The organism is Acinetobacter sp. SwsAc6 (assembly GCF_013391565.1).
GTDB lineage: Bacteria > Pseudomonadota > Gammaproteobacteria > Pseudomonadales > Moraxellaceae > Acinetobacter > Acinetobacter cumulans.
Map to the genome: position 1 here is coordinate 83,734 of NZ_JACAXE010000001.1, position 17,826 is coordinate 101,559.

The window sequence follows — 17,826 nt, forward strand, 5'->3', positions numbered from 1 at the left end:
TGGTTTTATTGAAATTATACTTTCGTTAAATAAAAATACCATATCTGAAAATGATGTCACTACCTTAATATCGGGAAAAACTTTGAACTGGGCCTTAATCTAAGCAGAAAAAATGTAAAATAAATTGTAGTCAGTGGGCTCAAATAAAAAAATTATCCTCAAATGTCAGTGGAAATTTTCATTAAATTTCACAATTCCGTGTAGAATGTGCCCGTTTTCATCGAAAGTTTTTATAGGTTATATATGTCGGGTTCGACGATTACGCCTTGGGTGGTTGGCAATTGGAAAATGAATCCAATGCAAGCAGATGCCAAGCAGCTGGTTCAAAACTTAAAAAAATTATTGCAAGATCAAGAAATTGCTGAATCTGCATGTCAGATTGGTATTGCGCCAATCAGCATTGCACTTCAAAGCATTCAAGCAGAATTACAAAGGGCAAATCGTCATATTGCAACGGTTGCACAAGATGTTTCACGTATAGCAGGTACAGGTGCATATACAGGTGAGGTGAGTGCTGAATTACTTAAAGATAGCCAAATTGAGTTTGTACTGGTAGGTCATTCAGAACGCCGTGAATTTTTTGGTGATGCCCCAAATATTTTAAATGAAAAAGTTAAAAATGCGCTTAATGCAGGTTTAACCGTCATTTATTGTGTGGGTGAGAGCCTTGAACAACGTGAAAATGGTCAAGCTGAACAAGTGGTATTACAGCAAATTTGTGATATTGCAAGCGTGGTAAATGCTCAGCAATGGGAAAAAATAGTTATTGCCTACGAGCCAATTTGGGCGATTGGCACAGGTAAAACTGCATCGCCAGCAGATGCGCAAGCGATGCATGCAACTATTCGAGAAGGCATTAGTCAGATCACGCCTATAGGTCAAACAATGGCGCTATTATATGGCGGTAGTGTTAAACCTGAAAATGCAGTAGAGTTAGCTGCTTGTCCGGATATCAATGGTGCACTAGTAGGTGGTGCTTCTCTGAATGCCGAATCGTTTTATAAAATTGCTCAGGCATTTGCGAATACAAAATAATTAGGAGTGCAGCATGCAGACTTTCGTGTTGGTAGTACACATTATCTTAGCCGTTTTGATGATTGTTTTGATTCTGGTTCAGCATGGTAAGGGTGCTGATGCAGGTGCATCATTCGGTGGTGGTGGTGCTGCGACCGTGTTTGGTGCATCAGGTTCAGGTAACTTTTTAACGCGTTTAACGGCGATTTTAACGGCGTTATTCTTCGTAACAAGCTTAACTTTGGCCATTTTTGCGAAGAAACAATCTACAGATGCGTATAGCTTAAAAGCAATTTCGAATGTACCTACTGCTCCTGCTAAATTGCCTGAAACTTCGCCAACTGCACCAAAAAGCGCAGACTAATCAGAATTAGTTCTTTCTTTTTTTGAGTGATGCGTCTAGAATGCGACACAGCTGCGGTGGTGGTGGAATTGGTAGACACGCTACCTTGAGGTGGTAGTGCTTTCGGGCGTGGGGGTTCAAGTCCCCCCTTCCGCACCAACTTATAATCCAGAACATAAGTTGGTGCTTTGTAGCTAAAATCTGTTGATGCGGGATGGAGCAGTCTGGTAGCTCGTCGGGCTCATAACCCGAAGGTCGTTGGTTCAAATCCAGCTCCCGCTACCAATCAACTTTATTTATGAAAACAACATGAATAAACAGCCAATTTGGTTGAGATAAATTGCATGTCGGTGCGGGATGGAGCAGTCTGGTAGCTCGTCGGGCTCATAACCCGAAGGTCGTTGGTTCAAATCCAGCTCCCGCTACCAATTTCTGATCTTCGGTGCAACGCGATCAGGCAAATCATTACAATGTTTTCGATTGAAAATTAGGAATGAATTGTATATAATTTTTGCACGTTGATGCGGGATGGAGCAGTCTGGTAGCTCGTCGGGCTCATAACCCGAAGGTCGTTGGTTCAAATCCAGCTCCCGCTACCAAGTTTCTAAAAGGCTCACAAAAAGGTGGGCCTTTTTGCACAGTGGACTTTAGTTTTCTGTGCAATACTAGGGGCGTTTACGCCCTTTTTTATTGGCTATTGTGCAGTGTCGACATGATTTGGTCATAAAATGACGCTTCACTATAGGTTGTTTTCTGGCTGTTTCTGGCCAATGAATCGCACAAATTTAACGAGAGTAAATGAAGCTATCAAATAAAACTCAGGCACTCCAGGATCTAATCGCTCCAGCAGTGCAGGCATGTGGTGTAGATCTTTGGGGTATTGAATTCATGCCTCAAGGCAAGCGTTCTTTATTGCGTATTTACATCGACAAAGCAGTGGATGACGGCGCAGAACCTGTGATCAATGAAGATGGTGAAGTTGAACAAGGTCGCGGTATTGGCGTGCAAGATTGCGTACGTGTAACGCAACAAGTTGGCGCAATGCTGGATGTGCATGATCCAATTTCAGGTGAGTATGCACTTGAAGTGTCTTCACCTGGTTGGGATCGTCCATTCTTCCAACTTGAACAAATGTCGGGATATATCGGTCAGCAAGTGGCTTTACGCTTAATTAGTGCTGTAGAAAACCGCCGTAAGTTTCAGGCTAAATTGGTGGCTGTAGATCTAGAAAATGAAATCATTCAAGTGGAAGTCGAACAGCAACAAGTGCTTGAAATCGACAGTCATAATATTGATAAAGCAAATTTGATCTACCAAGATTAATTCTATAAATAAGAATCTGAACGAATAGGTGACTTATGGCACGCGAAATTCTTACCGTGGTAGAAACGGTTAGTAACGAAAAAGGTGTACCTCGTGAGGCGATCTTTGAAGCGCTAGAGCAAGCATTGGTTGCAGCGACGAAAAAGAAATTCTATGAAGGCACACATTCGGAAGAAGCGCGTTTACGTGTGGAAATCGACCGTAAAACTGGCGATTACAGCACTTTCCGTCAATGGGAAGTTGTTGCCGACGAAGATCATGAAATGCCTGCATGTCAGGATGCAATTTCAGATGTAGATCCAGCAAAATGGTCTATTGGTGATATTCGTGAGCTTGAAGTTGAATCGATTGATTTTGGCCGTATTGCAGCGCAAATTGCGAAACAAGTGATTGTACAAAAGATTCGTGAAGCTGAGCGTGCATTGGTTGCAGATGCTTATGAATCAAAAGTGGGTGAGTTAATCTACGGTGAAGTTAAAAAACAAACCAAAGATGGCTTTATCATCGACTTAGGTGACAATGCTGAAGCATATCTTGCACGTGAAGAAATGATTGCAAAAGAAATTTTGCGTCCTAAACAACGTGTAAATGCGATTTTATATAGTGTGAACCGTGAAGGCCGTGGTGCTCAATTATTATTGTCACGCTCTAAGCCAGAAATGCTGATTGCTTTAATGAAAAAAGAAATTCCAGAAATTTCTGAAGAAATCATTGAAATTAAAGCAGCAGCGCGTCAACCAGGTGTTCGTGCTAAAATCGCTGTGAAAACAAACGATCATCGTATTGATCCAGTAGGTGCTTGTATTGGTATGCGTGGTACACGTATCCAAGCGGTACAACAAGAGCTTAATGGCGAACGTATTGATGTTGTCGTGTGGTCAGATGATCCAGCGCAGTATATTGCAAGTGCGCTTGAGCCAGCAGATGTATCAAGTATTGTCATTGATGAAGATGCACATACTGCAGATATCATTTTCGCTGCGAGTGATCAATTGGCTCGTGCTATTGGTTCTCAAGGTCAAAACGTACGTTTAGCATCTGAATTGACTGGCTACAAGCTAGACATGATGCTGGAAGAAGAATACTACGCGCGTCAACAAAACGAAGCACAACAATATCTAGATATGTTTGTGACTCGTTTAGATATTGCTGAAGATTTAGCAATGGCGCTGGTAGAAATGGGCTTCACATCTCTCGAAGAAATTGCATATGTTCCTGCAGAAACATTTGATGAGATTGAGCTTGATGCTGAAACTGTTGAATTATTGCAAAGCCGTGCGAAAGAAGTTGCATTGGCAGATGCATTACAACAACAGGAAAATGTTCAAGAGCCGAGCCCAGAGCTAGCTGCAATGGAAGGCATGACACAAGAGATCGCGTATGCGCTTGCTGCTCGCGGTGTGGTAACTGTAGATGACTTAGCTGACCAAGCAACTGACGATATTTCAGATATCGAAGGTTTAGGTTCAGAAAAAGCGGGTCAACTAATTATGAAAGCGCGCGAATCATGGTTTAACTAGGAGGTAATATATGGCGGACAAGTCGATTAAAGAGTTAGCACTTAGCGTGGGTCGCCCCGTTGAGACGCTGCTGGAACAGGTTCGTGATGCAGGTCTACCGCAAGGTAAATCTGATGATATTATTACCACCGAACAACAAGATGTTCTCGTTAACCATTTGAAGAAAGTTCATGGTCAAGACGATGGACATGCAGGAAAAATCACGTTGAAACGTAAAACTACCAGTACTGCTAAAGTGGCAAGTACATCAGGTAAGGCAAAAACGATTAATGTAGAAGTTCGTAAGAAGCATACATTTGTTAAGCCTGATCCAGAACAAATTAAAGCGGAAGCTTTGGCTAAAGCTCAAGCAGATCAAAAAGCGCGTGAAACTGTTGCTCCAGTTGCATCTGCAAAAGAAGAAGCAACTGCTCAACCTGTATCTAAAGCAAAACAAGCTTTAGAAGCAATGCGTGCGGCAGCGAAGCAAGAAAGCGCGAAACAAGAAACGCCTAAAGCGGCGGTTGTTGTAAAACGCAAGTCAAACAACAAGCCGATTTCTAAACCAATTGAAACATTGGCACAGAAAAAAGCGCGTGAAGAACAAGCGGCTCAGTTAAAAGCAACTGAAGAAGCAGTACGTCGTAAATCTGCTGAAGAAGCACAACAACGTACGCTTGAGCAAATGCGTCAAATGGCATCGAAATATTCTGCTGAAGATACGACAGCAACGATTCGTGTAATTGACGATTCTCCATTAGCAGCTGGCCTTGTTGGTCAGGCTTATGAAGATTCATTTGCGAAAGAAGACCGTGAAATTAAACGTGGTACAAACACGAATAATACACGTTCACCTAAAAAAGGCGGTCGCCGTGGTGAAGAGCAGTCTTTCCGTGATAACTCACATAAACGTGGTTTAAAATCAAGCCAAGCAAACAAACATGGCTTTGAAAAACCAGTTAAAAAACAAGTTTATGATGTAGAAATTGGTTCTACGATTGTTGTTGCTGACTTAGCTGCAAAAATGGCAATCAAGGTGCGCGAAGTTATTAAATCACTGATGAAAATGGGTGAGTTAGTTACGCAAAACCAAGCGATTGATCAAGAAATTGCTGCTCTTGTTGTTGAAGAAATGGGCCATAACCCGGTTCTAGTTTCTGAAACTCAAGCAGAAGACAACTTATTTGAAGCAGCTGAAGAAGCACGTGGTGCACAATCTACGCGTGCGCCAGTGGTTACGATCATGGGTCACGTTGACCATGGTAAAACATCGCTTCTTGACCGTATTCGTCGTGCCAAAGTTGCACAAGGCGAAGCGGGCGGTATCACACAGCATATCGGTGCTTACCACGTTAAAACTGACAAAGGTATTATCACTTTCCTAGATACTCCGGGACACGCAGCATTTACTGCAATGCGTTCACGTGGTGCGAAAGCGACAGATATCGTGGTTCTAGTTGTAGCGGCAGATGATGGTGTAATGCCACAAACTGCGGAAGCGATTGACCATGCGCGTGCTGCGGGTACTCCAATCATTGTTGCAATCAACAAGATGGATAAAGAATCTGCAGATCCAGATCGCGTATTGAACGAATTGACAACCAAAGAAATCGTGCCTGAACAATGGGGCGGTGATGTACCGGTTGCAATGGTTTCAGCACATTCTGGCCAAGGTATTGATGAATTACTTGACCTTATTTCAATCCAAGCTGAAATGCTTGAGTTGAAAGCATCTGAAGAAGGTGCAGCGCAAGGTGTTGTAATTGAAGCACGTGTTGATAACAGCCGTGGTGCGGTAACGTCGATTCTTGTACAAAATGGTACATTGAAAGTAGGTGATCTTGTTCTTGCAGGTGCATCTTACGGTCGTGTACGTGCAATGACAGATGAAAATGGTCAACGTATTAAATCTGCTGGTCCTTCGATTCCTGTTGAAATCTTGGGTCTTCCAGAAGCGCCAATGGCGGGTGACGAAGTTCTTGTTGTAAGCGACGAGAAAAAAGCACGTGAAGTTGCTGATGCGCGTATGGATCGTGAACGTCAAAAACGTCTTGAACGTCAATCTGCAATGCGTCTTGAAAACATCATGGCGTCTATGGGCAAGAAAGATGTTCCTATTGTTAACGTTGTTCTTAAAACAGACGTACGTGGTACTTTAGAAGCACTACACGTAGCACTTGCTGATCTTGCAACTGATGAAGTGAAAGTACGTATTATTGGTTCGGGCGTTGGTGCAATCACTGAGTCTGACGTAACACTTGCAGAATCTTCTGAAGCTGTACTTCTTGGCTTTAACGTACGTGCTGACAATACTGCACGTCAAAAAGCAGATGCAGATGGTATCGACATTCGTTACTACTCAGTTATTTATCAATTGATTGATGACGTGAAAGATGCAATGAGCGGTAAGCTTGCACCTGAACACCGTGAAACAATCCTTGGTGTTGCTGAAGTACGTGAAGTGTTCCACTCAAGTAAATTTGGTGCAGCTGCAGGCTGTATGGTACTTGAAGGTATGCTACATCGTAATAAACCAATTCGCGTATTACGTGATGATGTGGTTGTCTTCCAAGGTGAACTTGAATCTCTACGTCGTTATAAAGATGTGGTTGAAGAAGTTCGTGCCGGTATGGAATGTGGTCTTGCAGTTAAAGGCTATAAAGACATCAAAGCTCAAGATAAGATTGAGGTTTATGATGTTCAATTGGTTAAACGGAGTCTGTAATGGCAGGCAGTCAACGTCTGAAGCGAATGGCGGATACAGTACAACGCGAGTTGTCTGAACTGATTCGTCAAGAGCTGAAAGATCCTCGCTTAGGTGGTCTAGTGACCATCTCTGCGGTGAAGGTCAGTCCTGATCTAGGCTATGCAGAAGTTTATGTGACCGTAATGGGTCGTGAACTTGGTGATGACCAAAACGAAGAGGCGAATAAAGAGACTTTAGATGTTTTAAATAAAGCATCAGGTTTCTTACGCCATGAGTTGGGTCACCGCATTAAGACGCGTATTACACCGCGCTTGCGTTTTCACTACGATAAAACCAATGCGTATGGTAACTATATGTTTGGTTTGATTGCTGAAGCTGTGAAGGATTTACCTCCTACAGATGCAACACAAAAAGATGATGAATAAGATCTCATTTGAGATCACATAAAAAAAGCCACCTTCGGGTGGCTTTTTTATGTCAGCAATTATTATTAAATCACAATCGCCAGTAAATTAGAAAACGAAGCTATTTCACTTCATCCTGAGATGTTTTTTGATGAAATGCACGACGGCGCGTACGTTGCCAAGGCAGCGGTCGGTCTAAAGCTTCAGGCACTTCGCCACCTTTTGAGCGTAAACGCAGGTGTAAAGCTGCTTGTGCCATTAAATTGGCAGAAACTGGCGCAGTGATGAAGGCAAAGAGTGTGAGTAGAAGTTCAGGAAAGCCAAACCGGCCTTGAAATGCAGAATAAATCATGGCTGCAATCAAGAAGCTACCGAGACCTAATGTACTTGATTTGGTCGGTGCATGTAGACGCATAAATAAGTCGGGGAGGCGGACCATGCCAATGCCACCCACCAACATAAAGAAAGCGCCACAAATGAGAAAGAACGAAACCAAGATTTCCATTAACAATTGCATGATGGTTGCTCCTTAATCGATCACATGGCCAGTGGTAAAGTAGCGTGCAAGCGCTGCTGTAGAAACAAAGCCTAGCATTGCAACCAATAAAGCACCTTCAAATAAAGACGTACTCATCCAATAAATGCCCAAGATCACAATCAGGCAAGTCGCGTTTAAAAATAAAGTATCGAGTGCCAAAAGGCGATCGACGATTGATGGTCCCATCACTAAACGGATGAGACATAAGAGCATAGAAATGGTCACTGCAATGAGGCAGATTCCAAGTGCATAAGGCAAGATCATCATGCATGCTCTCCTGACTGAACCCCAAAAATTTGCATCAGTGGTTGTTCATAACGCATTTTGATGGTGTGAATTTCTGATTCAGTGTCATCTGTGCTAAGTGCATGAACCAAAATATCACCACGGTCTTGATCGATCCCTGCAGAGACTGTGCCTGGTGTGGTGGTAATGATCATCGCTAATAAGGTGTTAACTTCCTCATGCTGTGTTTCTAAAGGCACACGAAACCATTTTGGGTGCAATTTATCAGTCGGCCCAAGCACCAATTTAGCTACGTGGATATTACTGACAATAATATCCCATAGCACCACAAGGCCTAATTGAATTGCCTTTACCCAATTAATATTGGGTGTACGAGCAATAAAGGGTTTGACTAAGTAAGGAATACCAATGGCGAGGATGACTGCCATGAGTAGTGATGCAGGATCAATACTGTGCGCCAACATCAACCAACTTAAGCCCGTGATGATGGAGACGAACGGATGTGGAAAACAGCGTTCTAGAAACGAGGTGTTTTTCATATTCAAGGTGCCTCCATCGGTTTGAGTTGGTCATTCTCTGGTTGTTCATCTGCTTGATGTTGTCTCTGAATTTGACGCTGTTTAAATTCTGAAATATGCCCACCTTTTAAGGTTTGCTCAGGAATTAAATATGGAATTAGATGTGCATTCGGGTCAACAACTTCACCGCCATACTTGGTCTCTGGAAGATTTTCTGGATCAAACGGTTGTACGCTAATCACTTCACCTGTTTCATCTTTTTTCAATAATAGGCCTTCATACAGGGCATTATTTTGAATCTGTACCGCTGTGCTATGCGTATATTGATAGATGGGTGCGGCAAATGCCATATAGGCGATTAAGCCAGCCAGAAGGACATAAATGGTTTTATCGTTGCGCTTAGGTGCAATTGCGGGCAAGACTTGATAATTGGTATAGGCTTTTTCAGCAGGATTGTCTTCTGGTTGGGTCGCACGCCAAAAAAGAATAAAACCAACACGTGTCATGGCCAAAATACTGAGTAAGCTGACCAAAAGCACCACCAATATAATCAGCAATTGATATGGAGAGTTTGCAGTCGCTTGTAAGATAAAGACTTTACCTAAGAAGCCACTAAAAGGTGGCAACCCCGCCATCATCAGCGCAATAATAAAGTAGGTGAGTGCAACCACTTTGTGCTGTTTCATCTGTGGCGCAATTTTAAAATGATCTTTAAATTCGCCACGCTGAGAGGTAATCCAGCCACAGAGCAAATAAAAGGCTGCACCAATGATAGTACTGTGAACTAGATAATACAGTGCAGCGGCCCAAGCTTGTGTATTCATGAGTGATAGGGCAATTAAGATCGTACCGATAGACGATAAAATCATAAAGCCAACAAAGCGGCGCAGACGTTCTGCACCAATTGCGCCAATCACGCCATAAACAGAGGTGACTAAACCAATCACAAGTAATAAGGCTTGTAGAATGCTGTGGCTCACAGCATCATCAAATACCGTTCCATTAATACGTAAAATCGCATAAATGCCGACTTTGGTCATAATGGTAAATAATGCCGCAACGGGTGTAGTTGCTACGGCATAGGTTTTTGGTAGCCAAAAGCCCACTGGTAACATGGCTGCTTTAATGCCAAATACTACAAAGAGAAGTAATCCACCAGCAACAGCCAGACGATGCTGATCATTTTCTAATAAAGGCATTAAACGTGCGACATCGGCCATATTTAGACTGCCGACACTGCCATAAATTAAGCCTAAACCAATTAAGAACAGTGCAGAAGCCAATAAATTAATGGTGACGTAGTGAATACCCAACTGGAAGCGTGCTTTGCCTTGACCATGTAGGAGCAAGACATAAGATGCCATGAGTAGGATTTCAAAAAAGACGAATAAGTTAAATAAGTCGCCTGTAAGAAATGCACCACATAAGCCCATCAATAAAAAATGGCACATTGCATGGAAGTAGCGTCCACGTTCATCCCATTCTTTACTGGCAAACCAAATCACTGGGAGGGCCAGTGCATAGGTTAAAACCAGCATAAATGCAGACAGTTGATCGAGTACCAAAACAATGCCAAACGGCGCTGCCCATTCGCTCAGATTATAAATATGTACCTCACCTGTACTGGCAAGGATTAAATAATAAACTGAAGTTAAAGCACCTAGAATGAGTGAGAGTAAGCTGAGACCACGGCGCCATGGTTGACGGCGGTCTTGTGCTAATGAACCAGAACCCGGGTTGCCGAGCAAGACCAACAAGAACGCTGTAAACGCAGGAATTAAAATACTAAAAATCGGTGTGTGTTGCGTAAAGAAGTGCATAAAACTAGTCATTATGGCTCATCCTCACGCGAATCGATTGGTGGTATTTCTTCTTTAGAGTCAACGTGGTCTGTTCCTGTTTCATAACGGCTACGCAGCGCCAATTGCACAATAAATGCCGTAGTGGCAAAGCCGATAACAATGGCAGTGAGTACTAAAGCCTGTGGAAGTGGGTCAGTTGCTTTGGTGGTTTCAGTCAATACCGCTGGAGCATTGATTTGAATACGGCCCATGGCAAATAAAAATAAATTCACGGCATAACCAATCATGGCCAGACCAAGAACCACAGGGAAAGTACGTGCACGGAGAATTAAGTAAATGCCTGTTGCGGTCAGTAAGCCAATCGCAGAAGCCATTAGAAGTTCTAAACTGATCATGTGCTTATCCTTTTGGTACTGGGCCAGACATACTTGAGTGACGCGAATCGCCCAAGACGGAAATCATCAACATTGTGGCACCGACGACGGTGATATAAACACCGACATCAAATAAGGCAGCCGTTGCTAAATGCATTTCACCAATGAGTGGTGGCGACACATAAAAATGTGCACTGGTCAGGAAGGGGCGACCAAAGAACCATGCACCGATCCCTGTTAGGCCTGCAATCACTAAACCAATGCCAATCCAAACTTCGTATAAACGTCCTGATTTTGCTCTGAGCAATTTCTCGGCATGGTCTTGACCCAGTGCAATGTACTGAATTACAAAAGCTAAAGAAGTAATTAAACCTGCAATAAAGCCACCGCCTGGTAGATTGTGGCCACGTAAGAAAATGTACAGGCTAATTACAAGTGCTAAAGGTAAAATCCAAGAGGCTGTAATACGGAACATCAGGGGTGATGGATTGAAACGATAGGTCAGGCCTTGTGTAATGCTAGTACCGTGGGTACGCATACCGTCCATCAAGCACAGCGTGCCAATGGCAGCAATGCCTAATACCGTAATTTCACCGAAGGTATCGAATCCACGGAAGTCGACCAAAATGACATTCACGACGTTGGTACCACCACCTAGTGGAATCGATTGTTGCATGAAGAACCATGAAATTGAATTATGATCGCGGGTCAAAATGAGCCAGCTGATCCATGCAATACCTGCACCACCTGCAATTGCAATCAGGGCATCACGCCAACGACGAGAAACACTCGACTCATAAGGTGTAAGCTGTGGTAAAAGCGATAAACTCATGAGGAGCAATACCGTAGTGACCACATCAACAGTGATTTGGGTGAGTGCAAGGTCAGGTGCAGAGAAGCAAACAAAGACCATGGTCACCACAAGACCAACTGCACCACTAATCAATACAGCTTTAATGCGTTCGTGGTGAAACCACAACATCATCCAACATGCAGAGAACAACAATAACCAAAGCACAATCGCAATCAATGGAGCACTGGTTAGCTCACGCGTACCTGTCATTAAGCCTTGAGAAAAGAGCGGTAATGCCATCACAAAAATACTAAACACCACAATCCACATGAGGTAGCGTTGGAGTGAACCTGTTTCAGTGGCGCGTTTAAATTTGCGTGAATTTAATAATAAATGTTTTAAGAACAGCTCAAACAGAACTTTACCTTGGAATTTGCCTAAGATAGGATCAAGGTCAATTTCTCGAATACGCCCATCTTTGGCCAAGGCAAAATAGAAAATAATCCCGCCGACCAAAGCAATGGCACTCATCAGTAATGGCAAATTAAAACCGTGCCAAATAGCCAGATGTGTACCTTCAAAGGCAAAATTTTGTGTACTGGCCTGTGCGGTACGATTAACAATATTTTCGACCAAGAGGGCAGGGAATAAGCCCACTAGAATACATAAAATGGCCAACAATGTTGCTGGTGCACGCATCCCAAAAGCAGGCTCGTGAGCATCTTTATTAGGCACTTGCTTGCCGATTGGGCCATCAAAAAATACGCCGTGAACCAAACGAATAGAGTAAGCCACGGCAAAAATGCCAGCAAAAGTCGCAACCACCGCAGAACCAAACATGATTGGACCCGTTAAATTTGCCAACAGTTCCGTAAAGAACATTTCTTTGGATAAGAAACCGTTGGTCAATGGTACGCCTGCCATAGAGGCTGCAGTAATCATGGTAAGGGTTGCGGTGAACGGCAGTAATTGCCATAGACCACTTAATTTGCGTAAATCACGAGTGCCTGACTCGTGGTCAATAATCCCAGCAATCATAAACAGCGCTGCCTTAAAGGTCGCATGGTTAATGATATGGAAAATGGCTGCGGCCACCGCCAAAGGTGAACCGATACCAAGCAAGCACACAATAAGACCCAAATGACTAATGGTTGAATAAGCCAGTAGGCCTTTTAAATCTTCTTTAAAAATGGCGAAGAATGCAGCCATGCAAAGGGTAAACAACCCGATAAAGGTCACGAGATTATGGTAAAGCGCAGCTCCTGCAAAAATTGGCAGTAAACGGGCAAGTAAGAAAATACCTGCCTTGACCATGGTTGCGGAGTGTAAGTATGCAGAGACTGGCGTTGGTGCCGCCATTGCATTGGGTAGCCAAAAATGAAAAGGGAACTGCGCACTTTTGGTAAATGCACCCATGAGGATAAGTAGGAGCATTGGAACAAAGAGCGCATGACTTTGGATTAAGCCACCCATCGTTAAAATTTGATCTATTTCATAGGTGTCAGTGATTTGTCCGAGCAGGATAAATCCACCCAGCATACACAGCCCACCCATTCCGGTAATGGTGAGTGCCATGCGTGAGCCACGTTGTGCAGCCTCGTAGTTACTCCAATAACCAACCAATAAGAAAGAAGAAATACTGGTCAGTTCCCAAAACACTAACAGCAACATTAAGTTATTGGATAATGAAATCCCCAGCATGGCCGCCATAAACAACATAAGGAGCGTATAGAGTTTGCTGAGTGAATTTTTTGGGCTGAGATAATAATAGGCATAGATAAAGATGAGTGTTCCAATGCCAGTAATGAGCAAAGAAAACAACAATCCTAATGCATCTAAACGAAAACTCAGGTTCAGCCCCAATTGCGGAAGCCAATGCCAAGTTTCTAAAATCACTTGACCATTAAAAACAGCTTTGGCTTGTGTCAGTAGTAGCGTGAGGCTACTTAAACTGACAGCAATTGCCCCAAAGGCTGTCGCTCCTCGTGAGAATTGTTTCAGCCATGGGATAAGGATTGTGCCTAAAACTAAAGGTAATAAGATAATAATCGGCAGCACACTCGTATCCATTGTCGTGATTAGGCCTAAGCCTAGAGTGAATCTCAATCTTTCAAGGACTGAAGGACCGCAAAGAGTAGTCCAAAACTTAATCTTGAAAGCATTTATGTGTTTAAAAATATAAAGTGCTGTATTGCGCAGCAAATAAGCGATAGCAAATTCCGATTTTAATATGAAATTTGCAAGTAAAACCGATCATATTACAGGCAATGCACAACTTCAATCTTTTTATGCAAGAGAAGGTCATTATATACCGCATGCTTCAGTGCATGGGGTGGTGTATTGTACAGTCCGCAAGGCATTTTGGCCGTATTGTAAATGTTAAACTCAAAGTGGCTTGATGGCTTTGGATTTAGAGCAAATGTTGTTGATTGGAATTGTCATCTTCAAATTGTAAGCGTTGTATAAGTTCTAAACGCTGTTGTTCATTCAGTTGTTCGCTAATTTGATTCACTAGACTTTGGATCGGGTTAACGTCGGGTTGTAAGATTTCGATAGGCAGAGGAGTAGCATCCTCTGTTTTAGGGTGATCTTCTAAATGTAGACTTGCATAAATATGTTCAAATTGCTGTTGCCATGCTTCAGGATGAAGACTGTATAGCTGTTTATTTTCCAATTTTAAACATTGAAAACGTGATGCGCGCTCTAAAAGTTCAGGGCGTTCGCCTGTAGCGAGAATTTGTAAGCGCGGAAAGGCTTGATGTAAACGCTCTAAAATTACAGCTGCCATATTGCCATCCAATTGATAATCAATGGCATCAATCATCAATACACCATCACCCTCATCGCAAGGATAGAGGCTGGCAGGGTTTAATAGACATAAGCGTCGAACGATATCGCCAATCAGTGCAACAAGATTGCGGATGCTGTTGGAGAGTTGCTGAAACATCATGATTTGGCCGTCATAATTCACCATAAACTGTAGCTTTGGGTGATATTGCAACCAAACATTGCTGATTTCAGGTAATACGATACGAATGGCATGTCTTAAAGCCGCCAGAGCAGGCGCGTGCATTTCACTATGCGCTTGAAGTAGTCGTTGTTCTATAAAGTGTTGTGATTTATCTGACTCAGTTGCAGTTTGGCTTTTGGCTAAAATCTGTTGGACCAATTGCGCACTTTGAGCATTTTCAATATCACTTACTTCACGGAACCATTCAAAGAAACGGCTAAACGTTGTAAATGGAATAGCCGAAACTTCGTAAGCATAGGCGGCCTGAAAAATTGCTGGATTATTTTTATTTAGCAAATTCACATCATTGACAAAGCGCTCTGCGGGGTAATAAGCAATTAAAGGCATGCCCAAAAGTGGGTCATCACGCATGGCACGTTGATAGATCAGCACCAAATCTTCAAGTTGTTGGGTATCTACCTTACTAATGCCAATACCTTGGCTATTGATAGTTTTGTATAGTTGCCAACGACACAGCTGAGGATCTTCACTGCTTGTATCTGGGCTTTCTGGAAAATGCCCAATATCTTCTGGAAAGCGAATTTGAATATCAATTTTAGACTGCAATCGCGTGAGCATAATATCTTGATCAAGCATCACGACGCCTGCTGTGCGCAGGTCTTTATAGCGGGCCGCAAACCATGTGAGTGCTTGATAGCTCAGACGTAAAAGAGAGGTTTTACCACTACTTTGCTCGCCTAAAATTAAGCTAATAGGCAGGTCGTGGTAATTAAATTCGGCTTTTAGGTCGGTAAAGTGTAAAGCGTGCTTAAGTTGAATTGATTGTATTTTCATAAGACACCTGTTTCTGGCTGGAGCAGGTTATCGGGCGACAGGTCTTAGCTCACAGCTTGGCGCAGTGATTTCGGCATTTCTCGTTTTAATATCTGCACCAAATCATAAATATGATGGATGTTTAAGCTTACTTTAGCACGTGTACAAGCCACGTAAAGTAATCTTAACTCTTCATCACTAATTTTATAGTCTTTCTCATTAAGTCGAAATTGGTAGTCGTCTTCTATATGAACCCGATCCCACTCTAAGCCTTTGGCTTTATGGGCGGTCGAAATAATATAGTCGGCTTGCTCAATAGGGGTGATTTTGGCCAAGGCGCGCTTTAAAGGATCTGTACCATGATCATCCACCAGTTTGACTAAGGGCTTAATGTCGCTACCGTCATTGGTTTCACAGTACTCGTGTACATCGTGCCAAGAGTTAAACCATGCCAATTCAGGTACATCCACGACACGCTTACCTTGTTTTAACATGGCTGCTGCATCGACAAAACGATTAAGCTTGGCATGGTCGGCTTGTAAACTGACTTTGTCACCATGGACTAAGCCTGCCAATAAAAGTTCCATTGCCCGTGCATTGGTACGACACAAAATAGCATCACGTTGCTTGGTATGAGGTTTGTTGACTACTTTGGAATTGAGCAGGGGGTTGCCGAGTAAGGGCACGGTTTCATGCAATGCACCTAAAATGGCATTGGCATTGAGTGCAATTTCTTCACCAAAACGAAATGAAGTGGTGAGACGAGACTCAGGCAAAGGTAATTGCTGCATAGCATTGACTGCGCCACGCCATGCATAAATTTGCTGATGGGCATCGCCCACATAAATCACTTGCGTATTGCGCTGTTTGAGCAAAATGCCCAGCATCAGTGGGTCTGCATCTTGTGCTTCATCAAAGAGCACATAGTCTGCGGGAATATTAGGTTCAGACAATGCCCACAATTTTAAATAAATATCATGCCCAATCCCTGCTTGATGGTGAGGGTCGATTGATTCTAACCAACGGCGTTCAACAGCAGGGTAAAGGTGCTTTTGTAGCGTATCGATATCATCTGCATGTAACCAGCTAGGCGCTTGAATGTGGCGCGGTGCAGGGTACTGCGAACTGGTCGAGCAGAAATAGCTGACGGCATTGGCCACAAGGCTAGCCAAGCGAGAAGGCATCAGCACATATTGTTCATAACGCCCACCCATCATTCGACGTAGCGTAATTGGCGTTAAACGATATTCTTTCGCGATGAAACTTGGGCTTAAACGAGGCAGGCGAAGCTTGTCTGTGACTCCACGTGGAACGCTACGAAAGGCCAAGGAGTGAAAAGTTCGACAGTCGACATTACCATGAAACTTTTGCTGTGCTTCAGTTGCTATGGCTTTGTTAAAGGCCAAGTACATGCCACGTCTTTGTGGCATGGCCTCACTGATCATTTGTAAAGTTGTGGTTTTACCTGTGCCAGCATAGGCAATGACTTTAAAAGATTTCCCCAGCCGTGCGTTATCTATCGCAGTGGCTTGCTCATAGGTTGCGCTCGGCTTTTTGGGATTAGTCACTGTTCAATGCCTAGTTGCTTAGTGGCTACGATTGGCTTTTTCAACCAAGCCTGATAGGCCTTGGCGACGTGCCAATTCGTTTAAAACCAATTGTGGGTCTAGATCGAAATAACCCAACATCACAATGGTATGGAACCACAGATCAGCCACTTCGTAGATTAGGTCGTTTTTATTATCTTCATTGGCTTCAGTTTTAAAATCTTTGGCTGCAATGATGGTTTCAACACTTTCTTCGCCAATTTTTTCTAAAATTTTATTCAAGCCTTTGTGGTATAGCTTAGCCACATAAGAAGAATCTGGGTCTGCAACTTTACGTTCAGCCATCATTTTGCCTAAGTAGTCGAGCACTTCCACTTGTTCAGACTGTGCATTTGAGGCATTCATTGCAATGGTATGTGGATTTGCAGACTTTTCACCATAAATTGCAGATGGATCTTTAAGCTGCGCATCAACAATTTCCCAGCCCGTTGCTGTCAGTTTACGGTAAAAGCAAGATTCACGGCCTGTATGGCAGGCAATACCACCGTGTTGTTCAATTTGAAGCACAATCACGTCAGCATCACAGTCTAAACGGATTTCGTGTACCGTTTGAAAATGACCAGACTCTTCGCCTTTGTGCCACAGTTTGCTACGTGAGCGAGAGAAGTACACCGCTTGATTTTTTTCAGCTGTTAAAGCCAGTGCTTCGCGGTTCATCCACGCCACCATCAAAATACGTCCAGTTTGATGATGCTGAGCAATAGCAGGCACTAAGCCTTGTTCGTTAAATTTTACTTCATCGAGCCATTGCAGATTGTTCATGTGGATTACACCTAAATTTGTTCAAATAAATAAAGTTACTCAATCGAGTCACGATTTAAAAATCGCGAACCATAGTGTACGGCATCATGGCGTAAGAGAGTAACTAAAACTT

Annotated in this window: 15 protein-coding genes and 4 tRNA genes; 10 read left to right on the forward strand and 9 right to left on the reverse strand. The window is 43.1% G+C overall.

Annotation, left to right across the window (positions count from 1 at the left end; all coding sequences use genetic code 11):
• Positions 1 to 243 precede the first annotated feature (243 nt).
• The 10 genes from tpiA to HYG93_RS00430 all read left to right on the forward strand — a co-directional run bounded on the left by tpiA (position 244) and on the right by HYG93_RS00430 (position 7,311).
• Positions 244 to 1,035: a triose-phosphate isomerase gene (gene tpiA / locus HYG93_RS00385; RefSeq protein WP_120363882.1), complete on the forward strand. Its 792-nt coding sequence runs from the start codon at positions 244 to 246 to the stop codon at positions 1,033 to 1,035.
• 13 nt (positions 1,036 to 1,048) lie between these two features.
• Positions 1,049 to 1,378: a preprotein translocase subunit SecG gene (secG, locus tag HYG93_RS00390; protein WP_106983896.1), complete on the forward strand. Its 330-nt coding sequence runs from the start codon at positions 1,049 to 1,051 to the stop codon at positions 1,376 to 1,378.
• A gap of 53 nt (positions 1,379 to 1,431) precedes the next feature.
• Positions 1,432 to 1,516, forward strand: a tRNA-Leu gene (locus HYG93_RS00395).
• A gap of 49 nt (positions 1,517 to 1,565) precedes the next feature.
• Positions 1,566 to 1,642 (forward strand) — tRNA-Met (locus HYG93_RS00400).
• 66 nt (positions 1,643 to 1,708) lie between these two features.
• A tRNA-Met gene (locus HYG93_RS00405) sits at positions 1,709 to 1,785 on the forward strand.
• A 94-nt stretch (positions 1,786 to 1,879) separates the two neighbouring features.
• Positions 1,880 to 1,956, forward strand: a tRNA-Met gene (locus HYG93_RS00410).
• Between the two features lie 199 nt (positions 1,957 to 2,155).
• Positions 2,156 to 2,680 (forward strand): ribosome maturation factor RimP, encoded by a 525-nt coding sequence (gene rimP / locus HYG93_RS00415; RefSeq protein WP_106983897.1) that lies wholly within the window; start codon positions 2,156 to 2,158, stop codon positions 2,678 to 2,680.
• A 35-nt stretch (positions 2,681 to 2,715) separates the two neighbouring features.
• The gene (gene nusA, locus HYG93_RS00420) at positions 2,716 to 4,200 is read left to right on the forward strand and encodes a transcription termination factor NusA (protein WP_106983898.1); all 1,485 of its coding nucleotides are present in this window, start codon (positions 2,716 to 2,718) and stop codon (positions 4,198 to 4,200) included.
• Positions 4,201 to 4,210: 10 nt separating this feature from the next.
• Entirely contained in the window at positions 4,211 to 6,904 is a 2,694-nt protein-coding gene (infB, locus tag HYG93_RS00425; protein WP_106983899.1) for a translation initiation factor IF-2, read from the forward strand.
• Positions 6,904 to 7,311, forward strand: a complete 408-nt coding sequence (locus HYG93_RS00430; protein WP_106983900.1) for a ribosome-binding factor A — start codon at positions 6,904 to 6,906, stop codon at positions 7,309 to 7,311. The genes infB and HYG93_RS00430 overlap by 1 nt, the downstream gene beginning before the upstream one ends.
• A 100-nt stretch (positions 7,312 to 7,411) precedes the next feature.
• Here HYG93_RS00430 and HYG93_RS00435 read toward each other — a convergent pair whose 3' ends face one another.
• From HYG93_RS00435 to hisIE, 9 genes are all read right to left on the reverse strand, one after another.
• On the reverse strand, positions 7,412 to 7,807 hold the full coding sequence (locus HYG93_RS00435; RefSeq protein WP_120363883.1) for a Na+/H+ antiporter subunit G: 396 nt from the start codon (positions 7,805 to 7,807) through the stop codon (positions 7,412 to 7,414).
• Between the two features lie 12 nt (positions 7,808 to 7,819).
• Positions 7,820 to 8,095: a monovalent cation/H+ antiporter subunit F gene (locus HYG93_RS00440; protein ID WP_120363884.1), complete on the reverse strand. Its 276-nt coding sequence runs from the start codon at positions 8,093 to 8,095 to the stop codon at positions 7,820 to 7,822.
• The gene (locus HYG93_RS00445) at positions 8,092 to 8,613 is read right to left on the reverse strand and encodes a Na+/H+ antiporter subunit E (RefSeq protein ID WP_120363885.1); all 522 of its coding nucleotides are present in this window, start codon (positions 8,611 to 8,613) and stop codon (positions 8,092 to 8,094) included. The genes HYG93_RS00440 and HYG93_RS00445 overlap by 4 nt, the downstream gene beginning before the upstream one ends.
• 2 nt (positions 8,614 to 8,615) lie before the next feature.
• Positions 8,616 to 10,424, reverse strand: coding sequence for a monovalent cation/H+ antiporter subunit D (locus HYG93_RS00450; protein ID WP_120363886.1), 1,809 nt, complete (start codon positions 10,422 to 10,424; stop codon positions 8,616 to 8,618).
• Positions 10,424 to 10,789 carry a Na+/H+ antiporter subunit C gene (locus HYG93_RS00455; protein WP_106983905.1) on the reverse strand — a complete coding sequence of 122 codons (366 nt, stop codon included), beginning with the start codon at positions 10,787 to 10,789 and terminating at the stop codon, positions 10,424 to 10,426. The genes HYG93_RS00450 and HYG93_RS00455 overlap by 1 nt, the downstream gene beginning before the upstream one ends.
• A 4-nt stretch (positions 10,790 to 10,793) precedes the next feature.
• A complete protein-coding gene (locus tag HYG93_RS00460; protein WP_120363887.1) occupies positions 10,794 to 13,631 on the reverse strand; it encodes a monovalent cation/H+ antiporter subunit A in 2,838 nt (945 codons plus the stop codon).
• Between the two features lie 340 nt (positions 13,632 to 13,971).
• Positions 13,972 to 15,366 (reverse strand): ATP-binding protein, encoded by a 1,395-nt coding sequence (locus tag HYG93_RS00465; protein WP_106983907.1) that lies wholly within the window; start codon positions 15,364 to 15,366, stop codon positions 13,972 to 13,974.
• Positions 15,367 to 15,410: 44 nt separating this feature from the next.
• Positions 15,411 to 16,913 carry a UvrD-helicase domain-containing protein gene (locus tag HYG93_RS00470; RefSeq protein ID WP_117006914.1) on the reverse strand — a complete coding sequence of 501 codons (1,503 nt, stop codon included), beginning with the start codon at positions 16,911 to 16,913 and terminating at the stop codon, positions 15,411 to 15,413.
• 18 nt (positions 16,914 to 16,931) lie between these two features.
• The gene (gene hisIE / locus HYG93_RS00475) at positions 16,932 to 17,714 is read right to left on the reverse strand and encodes a bifunctional phosphoribosyl-AMP cyclohydrolase/phosphoribosyl-ATP diphosphatase HisIE (protein ID WP_120363888.1); all 783 of its coding nucleotides are present in this window, start codon (positions 17,712 to 17,714) and stop codon (positions 16,932 to 16,934) included.
• Positions 17,715 to 17,826 lie beyond the last annotated feature (112 nt).

Bases quoted from the DNA above. Each gene is read 5' to 3' on its own strand.
- tpiA (WP_120363882.1), top strand. From the start codon at position 244: ATGTCGGGTTCGACGATTACGCCTTGGGTGGTTGGCAATTGGAAAATG.
- secG (WP_106983896.1), top strand. From the start codon at position 1,049: ATGCAGACTTTCGTGTTGGTAGTACACATTATCTTAGCCGTTTTGATG.
- rimP (WP_106983897.1), top strand. From the start codon at position 2,156: ATGAAGCTATCAAATAAAACTCAGGCACTCCAGGATCTAATCGCTCCA.
- nusA (WP_106983898.1), top strand. From the start codon at position 2,716: ATGGCACGCGAAATTCTTACCGTGGTAGAAACGGTTAGTAACGAAAAA.
- infB (WP_106983899.1), top strand. From the start codon at position 4,211: ATGGCGGACAAGTCGATTAAAGAGTTAGCACTTAGCGTGGGTCGCCCC.
- HYG93_RS00430 (WP_106983900.1), top strand. From the start codon at position 6,904: ATGGCAGGCAGTCAACGTCTGAAGCGAATGGCGGATACAGTACAACGC.
- HYG93_RS00435 (WP_120363883.1), bottom strand. From the start codon at position 7,807: ATGCAATTGTTAATGGAAATCTTGGTTTCGTTCTTTCTCATTTGTGGC.
- HYG93_RS00440 (WP_120363884.1), bottom strand. From the start codon at position 8,095: ATGATGATCTTGCCTTATGCACTTGGAATCTGCCTCATTGCAGTGACC.
- HYG93_RS00445 (WP_120363885.1), bottom strand. From the start codon at position 8,613: ATGAAAAACACCTCGTTTCTAGAACGCTGTTTTCCACATCCGTTCGTC.
- HYG93_RS00450 (WP_120363886.1), bottom strand. From the start codon at position 10,424: ATGACTAGTTTTATGCACTTCTTTACGCAACACACACCGATTTTTAGT.
- HYG93_RS00455 (WP_106983905.1), bottom strand. From the start codon at position 10,789: ATGATCAGTTTAGAACTTCTAATGGCTTCTGCGATTGGCTTACTGACC.
- HYG93_RS00460 (WP_120363887.1), bottom strand. From the start codon at position 13,631: ATGGATACGAGTGTGCTGCCGATTATTATCTTATTACCTTTAGTTTTA.
- HYG93_RS00465 (WP_106983907.1), bottom strand. From the start codon at position 15,366: ATGAAAATACAATCAATTCAACTTAAGCACGCTTTACACTTTACCGAC.
- hisIE (WP_120363888.1), bottom strand. From the start codon at position 17,714: ATGAACAATCTGCAATGGCTCGATGAAGTAAAATTTAACGAACAAGGC.